The sequence below is a fragment of the Lonepinella sp. BR2357 genome (assembly GCF_051851525.1).
GTDB lineage: Bacteria > Pseudomonadota > Gammaproteobacteria > Enterobacterales > Pasteurellaceae > Lonepinella.
Genome location: NZ_JBPDVG010000015.1, coordinates 1 through 21,075 on the forward strand (window position 1 = coordinate 1; position 21,075 = coordinate 21,075).

Below are 21,075 nucleotides of genomic sequence, written 5' to 3' on the forward strand. Positions count from 1 at the left end.
CGCAATTTAAACAATGGCTAGAGAAGTTTATGCAATCGGAAACGTTCCAAAAGCTGTTGGAAAAACTGAAAGGCATTTTCACGCCTGTGGTTACTCAAGTGAAACAGTCGGCGGAAACCAATAATTTGTTACGCAAATTGGTCAACCTTGTCAGCCAGCATAAAATTATCACCGCCGTGGTTGCCGCCACGGTGGTGGTTGCCCCGAGTTTTGTCGGCACCAGTGCTAAAATCGAATTTCCAGCACAATGCAAAGGGTTTAAATTCGTTGTTCCCGAGATGGGTTGGGATATTTTTGGCAAAACTGCCTTGCGACAAATGCTTGAGGCCGAAGATCCTGAAACTATGTTGGCGGATAATGCTAGGGCGCTGAGATTTAGCAATTATGATGGCGATCCTGTGTATTCCAATGAGAAGTTACAAACACTTTTCTTTGCTCACTATGAAAAACTGGCGAAAAGCTCCCAAACTATGGCAAATTCATTCGCAAAGATGGCGGGTGAAGATTGTGAAAGACGGCGGAAACATATAAATAGGTTTTAGAAGAAAGGGCGTGTCAATAAAAAATTGATCTGCACCCCAAAAGTTGGACGAATAACCAACCAATAAGGTGCAGATTTTTATGACCAAATACAACCAATCATTCAAACAACAGGTCATGTATATTTCAGTATAATTGACATTGATACGCCTATTTAGCCATCTAAACGTCTAAAAAATCCTTGACAATCCCTCCCATAATCGGTAGTTTATTTGCATCATACAATTACTTATCCCCTAAAAATAGGATCATCAATGGCAGTACAGAAAATTACCCTATTTGAGCAAGCTCCGCTCGACCTTGTATTGGGGGGAAAACTTGAGCATATTGATGTTGCTTACCAAACCTATGGTGAGTTGAATGCGGATAAAAGTAATGCCGTCTTGTTGTGCCATGCCTTAACCGGAGATGCAGAACCCTATTCTACGGAACCCCATGCCACAGGGTGGTGGCAGAGTTTTATGGGAAAGGGATTGGCCTTTGATACAGAGAAATATTTCTTTATTTGTTCCAACGTGTTAGGCGGTTGTAAAGGTACAACGGGACCTGCGTCAATTAATCCTAAAACGGGTAAACCTTATGGAAGTCAATTTCCCAATGTGATTGTACAAGACATTGTGCGAGTACAAAAAGCCTTACTTGATTATCTCGGGATTACGCATTTACATGCGGTGGTCGGTGGATCTTTTGGCGGGATGCAAGCTACGCAATGGGCGGTGTATTATCCTGATTTTGTGGATAATGTGGTGAATCTTTGTTCTTCCTTAACCTTTAGTGCAGAGGCGATTGGGTTTAACCATGTGATGCGACAAGCCATTTTGAACGATCCCAATTTTAATCGTGGCGATTATTATGAGGGCGAACCGCCAGCAAAAGGATTAGCCATTGCTCGGATGTTGGGCATGTTGACGTATCGTACGGATGTGCAGTTAGCCAAAGCCTTTGGGCGTGCGACCAAAGCCGAGGGGCAGTATTGGGGCGATTGGTTTCAAGTGGAAAGTTATTTGACCTATCAGGGCAAAAAATTCCTTGAGCGCTTTGACGCCAATAGTTATTTGCATTTATTGCGAGCGTTAGATTTGTATGATCCTGCGCTAGGGTTTGATAATATAAAAACAGCCTTAGCACGGATTAAGGCTCGTTATACCTTAGTGGCAGTGACCAATGATCAACTGTTTAAAATTAATGACTTGCGCAAGAGTAAAACCTTGTTGGAGCAAGCACAGGTAAATTTGCAATATTTTGAATTTGCCTCGGATTACGGGCATGATGCGTTTTTAGTGGATTATGATATTTTCGACAGCAAAATTAGGGCTGGTTTGGAAAATGCCAATGCTCCCCCAACTAGTATAATGATTGATTTTATGATATAACTAGGCTAACAGTAGTTAGCCTTTTTATTTGGGAAAAAACCATGCTAAATACCACCGCACTTACCCTTAAATCCACCCCTTTAACCCAAACCACGCTGATTGAGGCCTCTGCCGGAACCGGTAAGACATATACCATGGCGAGCTTGTATATTCGTTTGCTATTGCAAGTGGGTGAACATAATTTTTCTCGTCCATTGTCAGTGGAAGAAATCTTAGTCGTGACCTTTACCGAAGCCTCGACGCAAGAGTTAAAAGAACGTATTCGTCAGCGAATTCATTTATCCAGAAAACAGCTAATGGCCTATCAAGTCACGCCGGATAAAGCCGTGTTTAAGGATAATCAAGCGTTAGCGGAAGTGGTTGACTATATTGAGGATATGGATCTTGCCATCCAACGTTTACGTTTAGCTGAACAAAATATGGATTTAGCCTCGATTTATACGATTCATGGTTTTTGCCGTCGTATGTTAATGCAATATGCTTTTCATTCTGGTATTCATTTTGAATTGGACTTGGTGAAAGATGAAACCCTGTTATTGAAACGTTTTGCCACAGAATATTGGCGTGAGCATTTTTATTCGCTTTCTTATGAATGTACCGATTTTATTCATCGTAAATTAGGTTCCCCAACCCAAGTATTAGAGCAGATTAAATCCTATGTGAATGGCGAATCCTTAAAAGTGAAGATAAATGCACCGCAGTTATTGGCGTATTCCTTGGCTGATTTCTTACAACAATATGTACAGCAAGGCTTGCAACAAATTCAACGCTTAAAACAGCAATGGCAACAAAGTGCGGTGGAAATTCGTCAATTAATTGAGAATGAGTTAGCCAAAAAATATGCAAAAGGTGAGAAAAAACGGTTAAAACGTACCAATTTTAAGTCGAATTTGGTGCCAAATTGGTTAAAGCAAATGGAATGTTGGGCAAAGGCGGCCTATCAGTTTGATTTTCCAGATTGCGTGAAATATTTCTCGCAAGCCAATTTAAATACGCTTTACGTAGAGGAGGGGGCGGAACCCTTATCTCACCCACTGTTTGCTCAAATTGATGATATCAATCAAATTGACTTTGCATTGTATCAACGTATTGTGTTGTATCACTATATGCAAGCGTTAAACCAAAAAATGATTGCCTATAAATTGGATCATGCCGATAAAAGTTTTAACGATTTATTGCGTCTGTTGCGTGATGCGTTGTTGTCTGAACAAGGAGAGGAATTAGCCCAGCGTATTCGTCAACAATATCCTTTTGCCATGATTGATGAATTTCAGGATACCGATAACCAACAATATCAAATTTTTTCTAAAATTTATCAACACCAAGCAGATTGTGGTTTTATTATGATTGGTGATCCGAAACAGGCTATTTATAAATTCCGTGGTGCGGATATTTTTACCTATTTACAAGCCAGTCAACAAGCCCAACAATGTTTTACTCTGGACAAAAATTACCGTTCCAATGGTGCGTTAATTACAGCCATTAATCACTTGTTTGATTTCCCTTATCCCTTTATACATCAAGAGATTGGCTTTCAGCCTGTTGGAGAGGGGAAAATGCAAGCCGATTTTTGGTTTCAGGGCAAAAAACAGGCGCCTTTCGCTTTTTATTGGGAAGAACGGCGAGATGGCAACAATAACGTGTCGGAAAGCGAAATAAAGCAATTATTTGCAGACACCTGTGCCAATACCATTGCCCAATGGTTAAAAAGTGCGGAGAAAAGAACCGCAGTTTTTGCCAAAGGCGTGCTCTCTCTCCTTGAGGCAAAACCTGTGCAAGATAATGATATTGCGGTATTGGTGGAAAATTGGCGTGAGGCGGAATTAATTCAACAAAGTTTACGTAAACGGGGCATTGCGTCAGTGTATTTGTCGGATCGCAGTAATATCTTTGATAGTGATGAGGCAGTAGAGTTGAGCCGAATTTTACAAGCCTGTCTAACGCCACAAAATACCCGAGCGATTTTAAATGCCTTATCGACCAGTTTATTTGCGTTGACTGCGGATGAAATTAATCAGGTTAAACAACAAGATAGTTTGCTTGAAAAATGGGTTGAACGGTTTGAATATTGTCAACAGCGTTGGCGTCATCAAGGCGTGTTGGCAATGTTGTATGCGCTGTTGTTGCAGACGGATAGCCAACAATCAAGTATTTTGGCTCGCATGAAAGCGATGTCAAATGGGGAACGGCGAGTCACCAATTTATTACATTTAAGCGAACTTTTACAACAAGCCAGTGCGACACAAGAAAGTGAAACCAGTTTATTGCGTTGGTTCGATTTACAAATTCAAAATAAACAAGAACGAGATGATGAACAACCGCTACGTTTGGAAAGTGAAAATCAGCTTGTGAAAATCGTCACTATTCATAAATCCAAAGGCTTGGAATATGGCTTGGTGTGGTTGCCGTTTATCGCTTTTTCAACCCTTAAATCTGCGACGATCAGCACCTATCATGACGAACAGGATAAACAGGAATATTGGGATATTCAGTCGCAATATACAGAATTAACGGTGCAAGAAAGTATGGCTGAAAAGATGCGTTTGCTTTATGTGGCATTGACCCGAGCGAAATATCAGGTCAATATCACCTTGCCAACGAGTCTGCAGGCAGACTGGACTGCGATTTGGTATGCCTTAACGCAAGGGCAGATTGGGTTAGACCCCTCTCCGAACAACAAGGATGATAGCCAGACGTTATTAATGAATTTGCAACAAAAATGGGGCGAAGACAACTTAACTTTTCAGCCTATTTTAAATGAGGGGCATGGAGAGGCAGAATCTGAAAAGCAAGCTACGCAACAAGCAACTGTCGAACTGCTTAATGCCGCCGTGTTTGAGCAAGAGATCGAACGGGATTGGACATTATCAAGCTTTACGGCGTTAGTACAAAATCATCAACGGCATCAACAAAAAACGGGGGGACAGTCACCGATATTCGCACAAAGTGCGGTGGAAAATCATCAGGTTTTTGATGGTGTAAAAGATAATGATCAGTGGGTAAATACCGCTGTGTTAGGCTCAGTGGGCAATCACAGCTTGGATTGGCATGGTTATCCGTCACAGAGAGCGCCGGTTGATTTTCCTTATAGCGCAAAAGTCGGTACCTTGTTACATGAATTATTAGAAAAAATACCTTTTAACTTGCCGTTATCCGATGAAGTAGTGGAAAAATATCGCCAACGTTTAGGTTTAGATGATAGTTGGCAAGCGCCTTTTACGCAATGGATCACGCAAATATTGCATACCCCGCTATTGGCAGATGGTTTGCAACTTGCTCAATTACCGTCTAAAGATTGCTTAAAAGAATGGCAATTCTATTTTAATTTGCACCGCACTTTTGATGTTAAGGCTTTTAATCATGCGTTAGAAAAACATCACCCATATTGGCAAAGCCCATGGCAATTTGATGAAATTCAAGGCATGTTACGAGGCTTTATTGACTTGGTTTTTCGTCATCAAGGCAAATACTATATTGTGGATTATAAATCCAATTTATTGGGTAAATCACCGCAAGATTATCAACCTGATCAGTTAGTTAAGACCATGCAACAAGAACATTATGATCTGCAATATGTCCTTTATGTGTTGGCGTTAAATCGTTATTTACGTTTACGTGATCCGGATTATGATTATGAAAGCCATTTCGGTGGAGTGATCTATACTTTCTTACGAGGAATGAACGGCGAAACCACCTCTGGTGTCTTTTTTGATCGACCAAAGGAAGACTTAATCTCAACATTGGAGGCCTTATTCCATGCTTAATTTATTATTTACCCTTTGCCAACAGCAACATATTAGCCAAGCGGATTATTATTTTGCTAAATTGATTGCCGATAAACAGCAAGGTTTGGGCTATTCAGACACCCAACAGCAATTAGCCATTTTATTGGCGGCACTTTGCCAACATAGCTTATCGCAAGGCAATACTTGTTTGTTTTTAGATCAGGATTTAGCCCACCATTATTTTGGTTTGCGTTCGGTTAAAGATGAACATCATGTGGATTATATCGCTCAAATAGAGCAAAAAATTGACCATTTGCCGTTATCACAATGGGCCGAAGTATTGCAAGATCATGTGGCTTTTACGATCAATCCAACGGAAAAAGTCGCACCGCTTGTGTTGCAACATAATGCGCTTTATTTTTACCGCACTTGGCAAGATGAATACCGTTTAGCCGACTATATAAAAAGTGCGGTGAAAAATACCGCAGATCTTGATACTGCAAAAATTAAGCAGAGTCTACAACGTTATTTTGGTGACGTTGGGGCGAATACGAATTGGCAAAAAATAGCGGTAGCAGTGGCGTTACGACAATCTTTTTGTGTCATTTCTGGCGGGCCGGGTACCGGCAAAACCTATACAGTGGCACGTTTATTGGCGGTGCTGCAACAATTACATCAAGGCCAATTAAAAATTGGTTTAGCTGCGCCCACGGGTAAGGCTGCTGCACGATTAAGTGAGAGTATTTCGGCAGAATTTAATCCGAAAGTGCCTACTGAAGAAACGCTGAAACTGCAATGCTTGCTCAAGCAAGATGGCTTATTTGAAAAAATGCCAACCTCAGCACAAACCTTACATAGCTTATTGGGTGTGCGACCTTTTACAGAGCAGACAAAATATCATGCGCAACAGCCCTTGCCTTATGATGTGTTAATTATTGATGAAGCCTCAATGATTGATTTATCTTTGATGAATAAACTGAGATCTGCTCTTGCGCCGCATTGTAAATTGATTTTATTAGGCGACAAGGATCAGCTTTCTTCCGTTGAGGCAGGCGCGATTTTAGGGGAACTAGGGGAATTTTTAGGGCTGTATTTTGATTCGCAACGACAAAAAAATATTGCTTGTTACGATCAAGATTTTACCGATTATTTAACCGAGGTGACAGGGGAAAAATTAGTCGTCAGTGAAACGCCATTATCACCGATTTCCCGTTGTCTATGTTATTTGCCAGACAGCCGTCGCTTTGATGAACATTCGGGCATTGGCCATTTAGCCACCGCCGTGAATAATATTGCGCCAACTTGTGGTGAAAAAAGTTGGGCGTTATTCCAACAAAACGCAATGGCTGACCAACTACATGTGGTGGAATTTTCATCCTCAATAGAAATGGATGAAAAGGCCTTTATGCAAGATTGTGTGCGGCCTGTAGTGCAAAGTGCGGTGCAAAATTATCGAGATTATTTAGCATATTTACAGCAACATTCGTCACCATTAGAGAATTCAGATTATCAAGTTTTATTTGAGAAATTTAATGCCGTGCGTTTTTTAACGGCTTTGCGAGGCGGTGAATTGGGCGTGGAAAAACTGAATCAGCGGATTGCGTATGCCTTACAACAAGCTGGGCTAGTGAGTTTTAAAAATGAACGAGATTGGTATTTGGGTAAACCGATAATGATTACGCAAAATGATCGTAACGTGAATTTAGCTAATGGTGATATTGGCATTTATGTGGGGAATAATCAGGTCTGTTTTGATAGTTTGGATAAGCAAGGAAAATACCGCTTGATTTCTCGCCATCGGATTCCTGTGCAATATGAGCCAGCTTATGTGATGACGGTACATAAATCACAGGGATCTGAATTTAACCATACCTTGTTGGTGTTACCGCCGAATAATACGCCAGTATTAAGCAAAGAATTGATTTACACGGCCATTACTCGAGCAAAAAAAGAATTTACGGTATTTTGTCGTAAAGCGGTGTGGCAAGCGGCAGTGCAGCGAAAAAGCAAGCGGCAATCTGGGCTAAAATTTGCGTTGGATCAATAAATGCTAATAAAATTCAGAAAAAACGTTAAAAACTTGCGTTAGCGCAATAATTGTTGCTCTGAAATACCTTACAATCGTTTTCGTTTTATCGGAAAAGGATGTAATTATGAGTAGTTTTTTTGTCACTGGGACAGATACGAATGTGGGGAAAACCGTGGCGACACGGGCGATTATTCAAGCATTACAAGAACATCATGTTGAGGTTGTGGGATATAAACCGATTGCTTGTACGCAAGATGAAGAAGCCATCGAAAATGATGTGGTACAAGAGGGGGATTATGGCGCAGAGGACAATGCGGATGTATTAACCTTGATGAAAACCACGCAGCAAGTGGTGAGCTATCGAGATATTAATAGTTATACCTTTGGGCATACCATGCCGTTGTTTACGGATCAGGGGGAGCAAATCCAACTGGAAAAAATTAACCAAGATTTAGATCGCTTAAATCAACGCTATCAAACCGTGGTGGTGGAGGGGTGTTTTGGTTGGTTGTCACCGATTAATAAGCATTTTAGCTTTGCCGATTGGGTGGTGACGCACCAAATGCCTGTGGTTTTAGTGGTGGGCATTAAAGAGGGTTGTATTAATCATACGTTGCTCACGGTACAGTCGATGCTTCATCTTGGTGTACCATTAATTGGTTGGATTGCTAACCGTATTAACCCTTGTTTAGGGCATTATGCGGAAATGATTGACACCTTGCGTAGTAAAATTGAGGCGCCCTTATTAGGGGAAATTCCCTATATTTATAAGCCCGAAACTCAAGATGTAGGAAAATATATGACCAATATTGAGCGTTTAACCTATTTAAAAACAGAATGGGCCAGATAATCCCTAATTTTCGATAATATATTTACCGATAGCGATTTATGCTGTCGGTTTTTTTGTGTTGAGTTCTAAATTGTGAAGATTTTCCCGATCTCGTTCTAAATTCTGATATTTCATGCTTTGTTAATAAATTGTTATGTTATACTTTGAGAAAAGAGAATAACTATACTGAGAGGAATGCATTATGCAACAAAAAACTTTCTTCGGGCATCCTTATGCGTTGTCTAGCCTGTTCCACGTTGAATTGTGGGAGCGTTTTTCATTCTATGGAATGAAAGCCATTTTGTTCCTGTACTTGTATTATGAATATACAAAGGGTGGATTAGGTATTGATAAGAATATCGCCGGTGGTATTGTCGGTGCCTATGGGGGAAGTGTTTATTTGTCCTGTTTAGTCGGCGGTTGGGTGGCTGACCGTGTATTAGGGGCAGAAAGAACCTTGTTTTATTCGGGTATTGTGGTGATGCTTGGGCATATTATGTTGGCCCTTGTGTCTGGATTAGAGGGGCTGATACTAGGGATGATCTTGATTGCATTAGGTAGCGGTGGCGTGAAAACCACAGCCAGTGCAACGTTGGGATCTTTATATGAAACCGATGATACACGCCATATGCGAGATGCGGGATTCTCTATTTTTTATATCGCTATTAATATCGGGGCATTATTGGGGCCGTTATTAACAGGAATATTGCAACAATCTTACGGTTTCCATTATGGATTCGGTGCGGCGGCTATCGGAATGGCATTAGGCTTAATCATATATTCTCGTGGCCGTAAAAATCTACCACAACGTCCGGTACCCAACCCGTTAAATCGCAAAGAAAAAATTAAATCAGGGGTATCTTGGACTGTGTTACTTGTGGTTATTGTGGCGACTATTTTATCTGGATTCCTCACTTTACAAAACTTCCCACAAGTCTTGTTAATCTGTGTGATCTGCTTAACAATCGGTTATTTTGTCCGTTTGCTCATCAGTCGTGATGTGGAAAATAAAGGCAATATTGTGGCGTTTATTCCGCTATTTATTGTGATTAGTATTTTCTGGTCCTTATGGGCGCAGTTTGATACGGCTATGATTTTGTATTTTGAACAAACAATCGATCGCAATATTTTCGGTTTCTCCGTGCCTATCGCATGGTTAGGTTCATTGCAAAGTTTATGGGTGATCATGTTAGCCGGTTTACTTGCGACACTTTGGACAAAAATGGGCGATAAACAACCGAAAACACCTTTAAAATTTGCTATTTCCATGTTGTCATTAGGCATCACTTATTTTGCTTTCTCTGTCATGGTATTGGCGCAAGGATCCAGTTTCTTATTATTCTTTTTCTTTATTTTGTTGATTACTGTCAGTGAATTATTGTTAAGCCCAGTCTCCTTATCTTTAGCGACCAAAATTGCACCGAAAAATTTCCAAGCCTCTATGGTGGCCTTAACGTTCTTGTCTTATTCCCTCGGATTCACGCTTAGTGGTGTGATCTTTAAGAATGGGTTTGATGAAAGTGATCCAACCAGTTTCTATGAAATGATTGGTGGCATAGGGTTGGTCACAGCGGTTATCCTGTTATTATTGGTGCCAACCCTGAATCGGTTACTCAAAGGCAAGGATTAATTTTCGTTAATTTAGCTTAAAAGAGAGCAAATTTGCTCTCTTTTTTATTGAGCGTCATAAAATATACATAAAAATGACAAATTCTATTAAAAATCACGTGATTTTTTAATAAGTTAATATTATCATTAAGCGTATTTTTGAAAAACACATTAAATTTAAGAAGGGTAGGTATGCAAAACCTTAAAGAGATTACGGAACAGGCTCGGGTAGCCTTGGATGAATTACAGGACAAAGGCTTAGACGCGTTAGAAAATTTCCGTGTAGAATATTTTGGTAAAAAAGGACATTTTACCCAATTAATGCAAGGGTTGCGTGATGTGGCGGCCGAAGAACGTCCTGCGGTGGGGGCGAAGATTAATGAAGCCAAACAAGCTATTTTAGATCATTTAAATGCAAAAAAAGAGCAGTTGGAACAAGCCGTATTAAATGCCAAATTAGAACAAGAACGTGTGGATGTCAGTTTACCGGGTCGCAAAGTTGAAACGGGTGGCTTACACCCTGTGGCGATTACCATTGAACGGGTAGTGAAATTCTTCTCGGAATTAGGTTTTTCGGTGGAAAGTGGGCCAGAAGTGGAAAGCGATTATTATAACTTTGATGCCTTGAATATTCCAAAACATCACCCCGCACGCGCCGATCACGATACGTTCTGGTTTAACCCTGAATTATTGTTACGCACCCAAACTTCTGGCGTGCAAATTCGCACCATGGAGAAAATGCAACCGCCAATTCGGATTATGGCGCCAGGTCGGGTTTATCGTAATGACTACGACCAAACCCATACGCCAATGTTCCATCAGATTGAATTGTTGTATGTGGATAAAAAAGCCAATTTCACGGAATTAAAAGGCTTGTTACATGATTTCTTACGGGCATTTTTTGAAGAAGATTTACAAGTGCGTTTCCGTCCCTCTTATTTCCCGTTTACTGAGCCATCTATTGAAGTGGATATTATGCGTCAAAATGGAAAATGGTTGGAAGTCTTAGGTTGCGGCATGGTACATCCAAATGTGTTACGCAATGTCGGTATTGACCCAAATGAATACAGCGGTTTCGCTGTGGGGATGGGGGTTGAGCGTTTAACCATGTTACGCTACAACGTCACAGATTTACGATCTTTCTTTGAAAATGATCTGCGTTTCTTAAAACAATTTAAATAATTGGGAGAGAGATAAAATGAAAAAATTAGCCATCATGGCGTTAGCATTATTCTCAGGTTCAGTATTGGCTGTAACAGAAAATGTTTCAATTGAACCATCTTCAGTGGTGAAACCACTCGTGGAACTGTTTGTGTTGGATGTTTCAGGTAAAGAAATGAAGTTAATGAAAAGCACTCAATTATCACGTTCAAAACCACGTAATTTATGTATTGCGATTTCAAATGTCGAAATTTACGATCAAAATCGTTTAGTAGAATATTTTGTTTCTCCTGCACCGATGGTGATGACATCACCCGGATCAGAAATTCAGGTGGACGAAAATAAAAAGGGATTTTTAGTTATAACGCCATTAAAAAAGTCTGACATTAAGAATAATGTAGCATCAAAATGCTGGAAATTTGATGAAAAAGACCCTATTGGAAAATATAAATTAGATGTTCAATTTAATAATATTGTGTTCAAAGGCCTGTCATTTGAAGTATTGAAATAAGAGAGAAGAATAGATGAAATTTAGTGAACAATGGGTCAGAGAATGGGTAAATCCTGCCATTACCACCGAACAATTATGCGACCAGATTACCATGCTAGGTTTAGAAGTGGATGGCGTGGAAAGTGTTGCGGGCGAATTTAGCGGTGTAGTTGTTGGGGAAGTGGTTGAATGCGCTCAACATCCTGACGCAGATAAATTACGTGTGACCAAAGTCAATGTGGGTGGTGAACGTCTATTAGATATTGTTTGCGGGGCGCCAAACTGTCGTCAAGGCTTAAAAGTCGCCTGTGCAACAGAGGGGGCGGTATTACCCGGTGATTTTAAAATTAAGAAAACCAAATTACGTGGTCAACCCTCCGAAGGGATGTTGTGTTCTTTCAGTGAACTTGGCATTACAGAAGATCACAGTGGCATTATTGAATTGCCGGCTGATGCACCAATAGGGACTGATTTACGTGATTATTTACAATTAAATGATCAAGCGATTGAAATTAGTTTAACCCCAAACCGTGCAGATTGTTTGAGTATTGCGGGGATTGCTCGTGAGTTAGGAGTGGTCAATAAACTGGCGGTAAATGCACCGCAGTTTGCTAAAGTGCCAGTGACGATCAGCGATAAAGTTGAAATTAAGGTATCTGCACCCGAGGCTTGCCCTCGTTATTTATTGCGTGCCGTGAAGAATGTCAATGTCAAAGCGGCTACGCCAATGTGGCTAAAAGAAAAGTTACGCCGTTGTGATATTCGTTCTATCGATCCGATTGTAGACATTACAAACTACATCCTACTTGAACTTGGTCAACCTATGCACGCTTTTGATGCGGAAAAAGTGACGCAACCATTTGATGTGCGTATGGCCAAAGAGGGGGAGCAATTAGTCTTATTAGATGGTTCAACAGCAACCTTACAACCCAATACTTTAGTGATTGCCGATCAAACCGGTCCTTTAGCCATGGCGGGGATTTTTGGTGGTCAAACCAGTGGCGTAGATGCGGAAAATACAAAAGAGGTGATTTTAGAGGCGGCTTTCTTTAATCCTTTAGCGATTACTGGACGTGCTAGACAATATGGCTTACACACCGACAGCTCACACCGTTTTGAGCGTGGCGTTGATTTTGAGTTAGCTCGTCAAGCCATGGAACGAGCCACGGCCTTATTGATTGAAATTTGTGGCGGTCAAGCGGGTGAAATTTGCGAAGTGGCAAGTGAGGCACATTTGCCGAAAGTCAAACAAGTTCAATTACGTCGTGAGAAATTAGACAGCTTATTGGGGCATTATATTGATAATGATACGGTTACTGATATTTTCCAACGTTTAGGTTTTGCGGTGAGTTTTGCCAATGATGTTTGGACGGTCACCTCAACCAGCTGGCGTTTTGATATTGAAATTGAAGAAGATTTAGTGGAAGAAGTGGCTCGTATTTACGGCTATAATGAAATTCCGAATAATTCACCGTTAGCCCATTTAAAAATGCGTGAACATCATGAGGCAGAGGTGGATGTATCTCGCTTAAAAACCGCGTTAGTGGGAAATGATTTCTATGAGGCGATTACATACAGCTTTGTGGATCCGAAAATTCAGCAATTATTACACCCCGATCAACCGGCGTTGATGTTACCGAATCCGATTTCGGTGGAAATGTCGGCTATGCGTGTTTCCTTATTAACAGGCTTGCTCGGGGCGGTATTGTATAATCAAAACCGTCAACAAAACCGCATTCGTTTATTTGAATTAGGTTTACGTTTTATTCCAGATGAAAAAGCCGAATTTGGCGTACGTCAAGAACGAGTATTTAGTGCGGTGATGACGGGTTCCCGTTTAAATGAACATTGGGCGAGTAAAGCAGAAACTGCGGATTTCTTTGATCTAAAAGGGTATTTAGAAAATCTTTTATCCTTGACGGCTTATGCAAATGAGGTTAAATTTATTGCTAAAGCTTTCCCTGCATTTCACCCTGGCCAATCGGCAGCGATTGTCTTGCATGGTGAAGAAATCGGCTTTATCGGGCAAATTCACCCAAGTATTGCACAAAAAATTGGCTTAAATGGTAAAGCCTTTGCTTGTGAAATTTTGGTGGATAAAATTGCACAACGTAAAGTGGCCGTGGCGAAAGAGATTTCAAAATTCCCAGCCAACCGTCGTGATTTAGCCTTAGTGGTGGAAAATCATGTGGCTGCCAGTGATGTGCTTGAGGTGTGTCGCACGGTAGCGGGTGAAAAACTGACTGGCGTGAATTTATTTGATGTTTACCAAGGTCAAGGGGTGCCAGAGGGGTATAAGAGTCTGGCGATTAGCTTAACCATTCAAGACACTGAAAAAACCTTGGAAGAAGATGATATTAATGCGGTGATTTCTGTTGTATTAACCGAATTAAAACAACGTTTTAATGCTTACTTGAGAGATTAATTATGACATTGACAAAAATTGAAATTGCAGAAAACCTCATTGACAAATGTGGATTAACCAAACCCGAAGCAAAAGAATTTGTAGAAGGGTTTTTTGAGCAGATTCGTGTTTTCTTAGAAAGCGGCGAAGATGTAAAATTATCGGGTTTTGGTAATTTTGAATTACGTGATAAATCCACTCGCCCAGGACGTAATCCTAAAACCGGCGAAAGCGTACCGGTTTCAGCACGTCGTGTGGTGGTGTTTAGACCAGGTCAAAAATTACGTGCTCGAGTAGAAAAAGCAAAACCAAAAGGTTAAACTTTATGCGAAAAGCCGTTCATTTTGCTGATGAATGGCTTTAACACAACGTTAACGCAAAATAATAAAAAGGAAGATCGATGAACTATTCTCAGCGATTAGGTTTTCTATTCTTATTAATCCCCTTATTTTTAACAGGGTGTTCTTCGTCTTCGCCATTTTCTTCTGCGGATACAGAAGATTATGACGGGATTAATTATAAAGGTCAGTTAAATGACCCGATCATGGTGATCACCTTATTAAGCGAACAACAGCGAGAATGGGCGGGAGTGCCTTATTTATTAGGTGGAAATACCCGATCGGGTGTGGATTGCTCAGGATTTACCCGCACGACGTTTAAAGACCGTTTTAACATTCAGCTTCCTCGAACAACAAAAGAACAATCTCATTATGGGAAAAAAGTGCCTCGTTCACAAATTCAAACAGGCGATTTAGTTTTCTTTAAAACAGGGCGAGGGCCTTTCGGCTATCACGTGGGCATTTACGTGAAAGAAGATAAATTTTTACATGCGTCAACCAAAGGTGGGGTGATTTATTCCTCATTAAACAGCCCTTATTGGACCAAGGTATTTTGGCAAGCTCGCCGAATTTAAGGGATAACGTTATTCGTGATGTTTCCTAAATTTTGACGTCATTGTCATTTATTATTACATTTGCTTTATTTGGACATTCTTATGCAAGCTAAATACAGAAAAAATTATCGTACTCCCGATTTTACTATTCAACACATTTCTCTTGATTTTCAATTAGATCCCGTTCATACCGTGGTCACAGCGGTCAGCCAAGTGGTGCGTTTAAATCCAGAATCAACTAGCTTACGTTTAGACGGACATAGCTTTCAATTTGCCAGTATTAAATTAAATGGCACCGATTTTACCGCCTATCAACAAGATAAAGAAAGTCTCACCTTAGATTTAAGCGAACTAAGTGCTGAAAGTGCGGATCAATTTACGCTAGAAATTGTGACGTATTTGGTACCATCAGAAAATACCTCATTACAAGGCTTGTATCAATCGGGCGATGGCATTTGTACACAATGTGAAGCAGAGGGGTTCCGTCAAATAACCTATATGCTTGATCGTCCCGATGTCTTAGCTCGTTATGATGTCACCATCACCGCAGATAAAAGCAAATATCCGTATTTATTATCCAATGGTAACCGCATTGCACAAGGGGATTTAGATGATGGTCGTCATTGGGTACAATGGCAAGATCCATTCCCGAAACCTTGTTATTTGTTTGCCTTAGTAGCGGGGGATTTTGATTTATTACAAGACCATTTTGTCACCAAAAGTGGCCGTGATGTGTTGCTTGAATTATATGTGGACCGTGGCAATTTAAATCGTGCCGAGTGGGCCATGCAAAGCCTGAAAAAATCCATGAAATGGGATGAAGATCGCTTTGGGTTAGAATATGATTTAGATATTTACATGATTGTGGCGGTGGATTTCTTTAATATGGGTGCCATGGAAAATAAAGGCTTGAATGTATTCAACTCGAAATTTGTGTTAGCCAACCCACAAACCGCCACTGACACCGATTATTTGGATGTAGAACGGGTGATTGCCCACGAATATTTTCATAACTGGACAGGAAACCGTGTGACTTGCCGTGATTGGTTCCAATTAAGCTTAAAAGAGGGCTTGACTGTTTTCCGTGATCAGGAATTTTCTTCCGATACGGGATCACGTGCAGTAAATCGTATTCAAAATGTACAATACTTGCGTACCCTGCAATTTGCCGAAGATGCAAGCCCAATGTCGCACCCTATCCGTCCAGAAAAAGTATTAGAAATGAATAACTTCTATACGGTGACTGTGTATGAAAAAGGGGCGGAAGTGATTCGCATGATGCACACCTTATTGGGCGAAAAACGTTTTCAAAAAGGCATGCAACTGTATATTGCGGAAAATGACGGTAAAGCAGCCACTTGTGAAGATTTTGTGTCTGCCATGGAACGGGCGTCAGGGGTGGATTTAACCCAATTCCGCCGTTGGTATAGCCAATCTGGCACGCCAGAATTAACCGTTACGGACAGCTATGATGAGAAAAAACACAGCTATAAATTGATTGTGTCCCAAATGACGCCGCCGACAGCGGATCAAATGAATAAAGTGAATTTACATATTCCGCTTAAAATTGCCTTGTATAATCAAAAAGGCATTCCATTTACCTTATTGAAAAATGGCGAATTGGTGGATGACGTCTTGAATGTCACGGAAAATGATCAGGTATTTGAATTCCATGATATTACGAGCCGCCCCGTGCCAGCGTTATTGTGTGATTTCTCTGCCCCCGTTAAATTAGATTATGATTACAGCCCTGAACAGTTAGTGATCTTATTAAAATCTGCGCAAAATGAGTTTGTGCGTTGGGATGCGGTGCAAATGTTATTCAGCTTAGAATTACGCCGTTTATTAGAAGCCTATAAAAATGGCCTACCACTTGAATTTTCTCCAGAAATGTTAACCGCACTTTCTCAAGTATTAAGCAACTATCAAAGCAATATTGAGTTAACCACCTTGATATTAACGTTGCCAAAAGAAACGGAATTTGCAGAGCAATTTAAAGTGATTGATCCAGAGGGCATTGCCATTGTATGTGATTTTATGCAACGCACTTTAGCAGAAAGCCTGAAAGCGCAATGGCTAGATACCTATAATCAAATTCGTTTAGAGGATTATCAAATTAATACGCAAGACATTGCAAAACGTGCCTTACGTAATCTTTGCTTGCATTATTTAGCCTTTACCGAGGTGGGTAATGTCTTAGTGAATAAACATTATTTGCATGCCAACAACATGACTGATAGCCTTGCTGCATTACAGGCTGCCGGCAAAGCGCAATTAGCTTGCCGTGATAGCCTGATGGCGGATTTTGAACAAAAATGGCAACAAGATGGCTTAGTGATGGATAAATGGTTTAATTTACAAGCCACCCGTCCTGACGAAAATGTGTTGAGCATTGTCCAACAACTTATGGATCACCCAAGTTTTAATTTTAACAATCCAAACCGCTTGCGTGCTTTGGTGGGCAGTTTTATTAATCAAAATCCACGGGCATTCCATGCGGTAGATGGTTCGGGTTATCGTTTCTTAACGGAAATTTTGCTCCGCTTAAATCAAAGTAACCCACAAGTGGCCGCCCGTTTAATTGAGCCATTAGTGCGTTTTAGACGTTACGATAGCCAACGTCAACAGTTGATGAAACGTGCGTTACAACGCTTATTTGAAGTGGAAAATCTGTCTCGAGATTTATTTGAGAAAATTGAAAAAGCGTTAAATAGTTAGTTGAACCCTCACCCTAGCCCTCTCCCAACGGGAGAGGGAATATTATAGCGAGCGTTATTTTTATGTATTCCCTAATCCGTAAAGCCTTATTTGCCCTACCGCCAGAAACCGCACATAATGCCACGATTGCTGCCTTGCATTTTGCCCGAAATCCGTTACTTAATAAGCTAGTGAAAAGCCTGTTGGCTTGTCCTACGGGGCAAGCAAAAAACGTAATGGGGCTAACCTTTCCTAATCCTATTGGCCTTGCAGCTGGTGTAGATAAAGACGGTGAAGCCATTGATGGCTTTGCGGCATTAGGTTTCGGTTTTATTGAGGTCGGAACCGTCACGCCATTGGCGCAAGACGGCAATGCCAAACCCCGCCAATTTCGCTTACCCGAAGTCGAGGGAATAATTAACCGTAATGGTTTTAATAACAAAGGGATAGATCATTTAATTGAAAATGTGAAAAAGGCTCGTTTTAACGGCATATTAGGCATTAATATTGGCAAAAACAAAATCACACCGATTGAAAAAGGTAAGGACGATTATCTGTTTTGTTTAAACAAAGCCTATAATTATGCCGATTATATTACGGTGAACATTTCCTCGCCTAATACGCCTGACTTACGTCAATTACAATATGGCGAGGCCTTAGAAGATTTATTACAAAGCATTAAAGCCAGACAACAGATATTGTCGGCGCAATATCATAAATACGTGCCGATTGTGGTAAAAATTGCCCCAGATCTAACCGAGGCAGAACTGGTACAACTGGCGGACACCTTACGCCGTCACAACATGGACGGCGTCATTGCAACCAATACAACAATCGCTCGAGAAAATGTCACAGGTTTAAAATATTCGCAAGAAATCGGTGGATTAAGCGGTAAGCCATTACAACAAAAAAGCACTGCGATTATTCGTCGTTTACAGCAAGAATTGCAAGGTGAAATCCCGATTATAGGGAGTGGGGGAATTGATAGCGTGCCGCATGCACAGGAAAAAATTGAGGCAGGCGCCAGTTTGTTACAGCTTTATTCTGGCTTGATTTATCATGGCCCCGCTTTAGTGAAAGCCTTGGTTAAGAATATCAAATAACAGAATACGAAAGTGCGGTGAAAATAACCGCACTTTTTCCGTTTTAAGTGAAAAAGATGAACGAAAAAATTTACGATCTACATTGCCATAGTACCGCCTCAGATGGCGTGTTAAGCCCCACCGAACTGGTACAGCGAGCGGCCGAAAAAGGGGTAAATGTGTTGGCCTTATGTGATCATGATAGCATTGCAGGATTAGCCGAGGCCAGAACAGCATGCCAAAAGCAAGGTATCCACTTGATTAATGGCGTGGAAATTTCCACCTGTTGGTCAGGGCAAGGGAAAGATCGGGGCATTCATATTGTGGGCTTAGGCTTTGATGAAACTTCGCCAGAAATGACCGCACTTTTAGCCAAACAAGCCGCCTTACGTTTAGAACGAGCGATACAAATTGGCGAAAAATTAGCACAATTAGGAATTCCCGACGCCTATCAAGGGGCCAAAGCCTTAGCCAGTGGGGAAGTCACTCGTGCGCATTATGCCCGTTTTTTGGTGCAAATAGGCAAAGTCTCCAACGATACGCAAGCCTTTAAACGCTATTTATCCGCTAATAAACCCGCCTATGTGAAAGCCGATTGGGTGGATATTGCCACGGCCATTGACGTGATTCATCAGGCTGGAGGGTTGGCGGTATTAGCCCATCCCTTGCGTTATAACATGACCAATCGTTGGATAAAACGTTTAGTGGTGGATTTCAGCCAATGGCATGGTGACGGAATTGAAGTTGCCGGTTGTGGACAATCGCCCGATCAACGCCAATTAATCGCCCGTTGGGCCAATGAACATCAATTATTGGCCTCGGTAGGGTCTGATTTTCATTTCCCTTGTGCTTGGATTGAGTTAGGAAAATCCCTCACCTTGCCTGAAAATGTGATACCGATTTGGCAAAGATTGCTACAATAGGCTTGAAATTGAAATGGAAAGGCTTATAATAAAGAAAGGTCATGGATAGGTAGCGAACCCATCCACTTCCTAGCCGTTAGGCTATTTTGCTTACAACTTCAAGTAGTATATTCAGTATCGCAAACACTTTAATACTACTTGCAAGTGCTAGTAAAACTAGCAACAAGATCAGAGTAATAACTTCTGATGTTTTCACATAAATCACCCCCTTAGTGCTACAAGACTAAGCGACTAGGCAATGTGCTACTGGAATAGCACAACGCCCACGCCGATAGCACGAAAGGGATTATAACACAAACAACTGCTTTTCAAAGTGGTTGTTTGTTTTTTTATATAGTATTGATAAAAAATACAGTAGAATTAATAATAGAACCAAATACAAGGTTTTAGACAGCCCAAAACAGCCACTTTAATCGTGGCTGTTTTTTATCCCCCCTAACTTCAACCCTTGCAAAAATCCCACAAAGGCTTTGACTTTTGCCGCCAAATGGCGACGGTGTGGGTAAATGGCGTGTAAGTCTAGGGTTTGTGGTTTGTAATGGGTTAACAGTTCCACTAATTCACCAGAGGCCAGTTCTTTTTCAATGAGAAAATAAGGCTGATGGATAATGCCTAAGCCGGCTTTAGCCATTTCTACAAGAGTGAGGCCGTTGTTGGAAATGAGTTTGGACGGCATTTTTATGCGTTGAACTTGACCATCATTGTGAGTAAATTCCCAATAAATTTGATTGCCAGAATTTTTGTAGAGCAAACAATCGTGCTGTTGGAGTTCCGTGAGCGTTTGTGGTTGGCCTTTTCGTGCAATATAATCAGGCGAGGCAACGAGGTGCATGGTTGTGGTGGCGAGCTTTTGAGCCACTAAGGAACTGTCTTGCAAGGTGCCGATACGCAAGGCGACATCATATCCCTCCGATAACAGATCAACACGACGATCACTAAAATCCATTTCAATATGCAAATTGGGATTGGCTTTGGTAAAGGCGGCTAAATTCGGGGCAATAAAACGTAAACCAAAATCCATTGGGACAGACACTACAAGGTTGCCTTGTAAGGAAGATGACAGATTACTAACGCTTGCGTCGGCCTCGTGTAATTCTGTTAAAATGGGTTGGCAATGTTGATAATAAACTAAGCCTGCCTCAGTTGGGGAGATTTTTCGGGTTGTGCGTTGCAATAAACGTGTTTGTAATTGTTCTTCCAGTTGAGCGACTAATTTACTCGCCATGGCAACAGAAATATTTTCAAGTTGGGCGGCTTGGGTGAAACTTTGGGTTTCAATCACCTTACAAAAGACCGAAATTGCGTTTAGTTTATCCATTTAA

At 41.0% G+C, this 21,075-nt stretch carries 15 protein-coding genes; 14 read left to right on the plus strand and 1 reads right to left on the minus strand.

Annotated elements, in window-relative coordinates; genetic code table 11:
* The 14 genes from ACTG7L_RS09800 to rnm all read left to right on the plus strand — a co-directional run.
* The coding region (locus ACTG7L_RS09800; RefSeq protein ID WP_439328386.1) for a hypothetical protein at nt 1–542 on the plus strand (542 nt) is incomplete at its 5' end.
* 252 nt (nt 543–794) lie between these two features.
* Complete coding sequence (metX, locus tag ACTG7L_RS09805) at nt 795–1,913, plus strand: homoserine O-acetyltransferase MetX (RefSeq protein WP_439328387.1); 1,119 nt, start codon at nt 795–797, stop codon at nt 1,911–1,913.
* Nucleotides 1,914–1,954: 41 nt separating this feature from the next.
* Nucleotides 1,955–5,677, plus strand: a complete 3,723-nt coding sequence (gene recB, locus ACTG7L_RS09810) for an exodeoxyribonuclease V subunit beta (protein ID WP_439328388.1) — start codon at nt 1,955–1,957, stop codon at nt 5,675–5,677.
* Nucleotides 5,670–7,685, plus strand: coding sequence for an exodeoxyribonuclease V subunit alpha (recD, locus tag ACTG7L_RS09815; protein ID WP_439328389.1), 2,016 nt, complete (start codon nt 5,670–5,672; stop codon nt 7,683–7,685). The genes recB and recD overlap by 8 nt, the downstream gene beginning before the upstream one ends.
* A gap of 106 nt (nt 7,686–7,791) precedes the next feature.
* The gene (bioD, locus tag ACTG7L_RS09820; RefSeq protein ID WP_439328390.1) at nt 7,792–8,517 is read left to right on the plus strand and encodes a dethiobiotin synthase; all 726 of its coding nucleotides are present in this window, start codon (nt 7,792–7,794) and stop codon (nt 8,515–8,517) included.
* Nucleotides 8,518–8,698: 181 nt separating this feature from the next.
* A complete protein-coding gene (locus ACTG7L_RS09825) occupies nt 8,699–10,126 on the plus strand; it encodes a peptide MFS transporter (protein WP_439328391.1) in 1,428 nt (475 codons plus the stop codon).
* A 170-nt stretch (nt 10,127–10,296) separates the two neighbouring features.
* The gene (pheS, locus tag ACTG7L_RS09830; RefSeq protein WP_439328392.1) at nt 10,297–11,286 is read left to right on the plus strand and encodes a phenylalanine--tRNA ligase subunit alpha; all 990 of its coding nucleotides are present in this window, start codon (nt 10,297–10,299) and stop codon (nt 11,284–11,286) included.
* Nucleotides 11,287–11,302: 16 nt separating this feature from the next.
* Nucleotides 11,303–11,776 (plus strand): hypothetical protein, encoded by a 474-nt coding sequence (locus ACTG7L_RS09835; protein WP_439328393.1) that lies wholly within the window; start codon nt 11,303–11,305, stop codon nt 11,774–11,776.
* A 13-nt stretch (nt 11,777–11,789) separates the two neighbouring features.
* The gene (gene pheT, locus ACTG7L_RS09840; RefSeq protein ID WP_439328394.1) at nt 11,790–14,180 is read left to right on the plus strand and encodes a phenylalanine--tRNA ligase subunit beta; all 2,391 of its coding nucleotides are present in this window, start codon (nt 11,790–11,792) and stop codon (nt 14,178–14,180) included.
* 2 nt (nt 14,181–14,182) lie between these two features.
* Nucleotides 14,183–14,479 (plus strand): integration host factor subunit alpha, encoded by a 297-nt coding sequence (locus ACTG7L_RS09845; protein WP_439241634.1) that lies wholly within the window; start codon nt 14,183–14,185, stop codon nt 14,477–14,479.
* An 80-nt stretch (nt 14,480–14,559) separates the two neighbouring features.
* Nucleotides 14,560–15,072 (plus strand): C40 family peptidase, encoded by a 513-nt coding sequence (locus ACTG7L_RS09850; RefSeq protein WP_439328395.1) that lies wholly within the window; start codon nt 14,560–14,562, stop codon nt 15,070–15,072.
* 75 nt (nt 15,073–15,147) lie between these two features.
* Nucleotides 15,148–17,769, plus strand: coding sequence for an aminopeptidase N (gene pepN, locus ACTG7L_RS09855; RefSeq protein ID WP_439328409.1), 2,622 nt, complete (start codon nt 15,148–15,150; stop codon nt 17,767–17,769).
* A gap of 62 nt (nt 17,770–17,831) precedes the next feature.
* Nucleotides 17,832–18,851, plus strand: a complete 1,020-nt coding sequence (gene pyrD, locus ACTG7L_RS09860; RefSeq protein WP_439328396.1) for a quinone-dependent dihydroorotate dehydrogenase — start codon at nt 17,832–17,834, stop codon at nt 18,849–18,851.
* Between the two features lie 56 nt (nt 18,852–18,907).
* Nucleotides 18,908–19,753 (plus strand): RNase RNM, encoded by an 846-nt coding sequence (gene rnm / locus ACTG7L_RS09865; protein WP_439328397.1) that lies wholly within the window; start codon nt 18,908–18,910, stop codon nt 19,751–19,753.
* Between the two features lie 409 nt (nt 19,754–20,162).
* Here rnm and ACTG7L_RS09870 read toward each other — a convergent pair whose 3' ends face one another.
* Nucleotides 20,163–21,071 (minus strand): LysR family transcriptional regulator, encoded by a 909-nt coding sequence (locus ACTG7L_RS09870; protein ID WP_439328398.1) that lies wholly within the window; start codon nt 21,069–21,071, stop codon nt 20,163–20,165.
* Between the last annotated feature and the right edge of the window lie 4 nt (nt 21,072–21,075).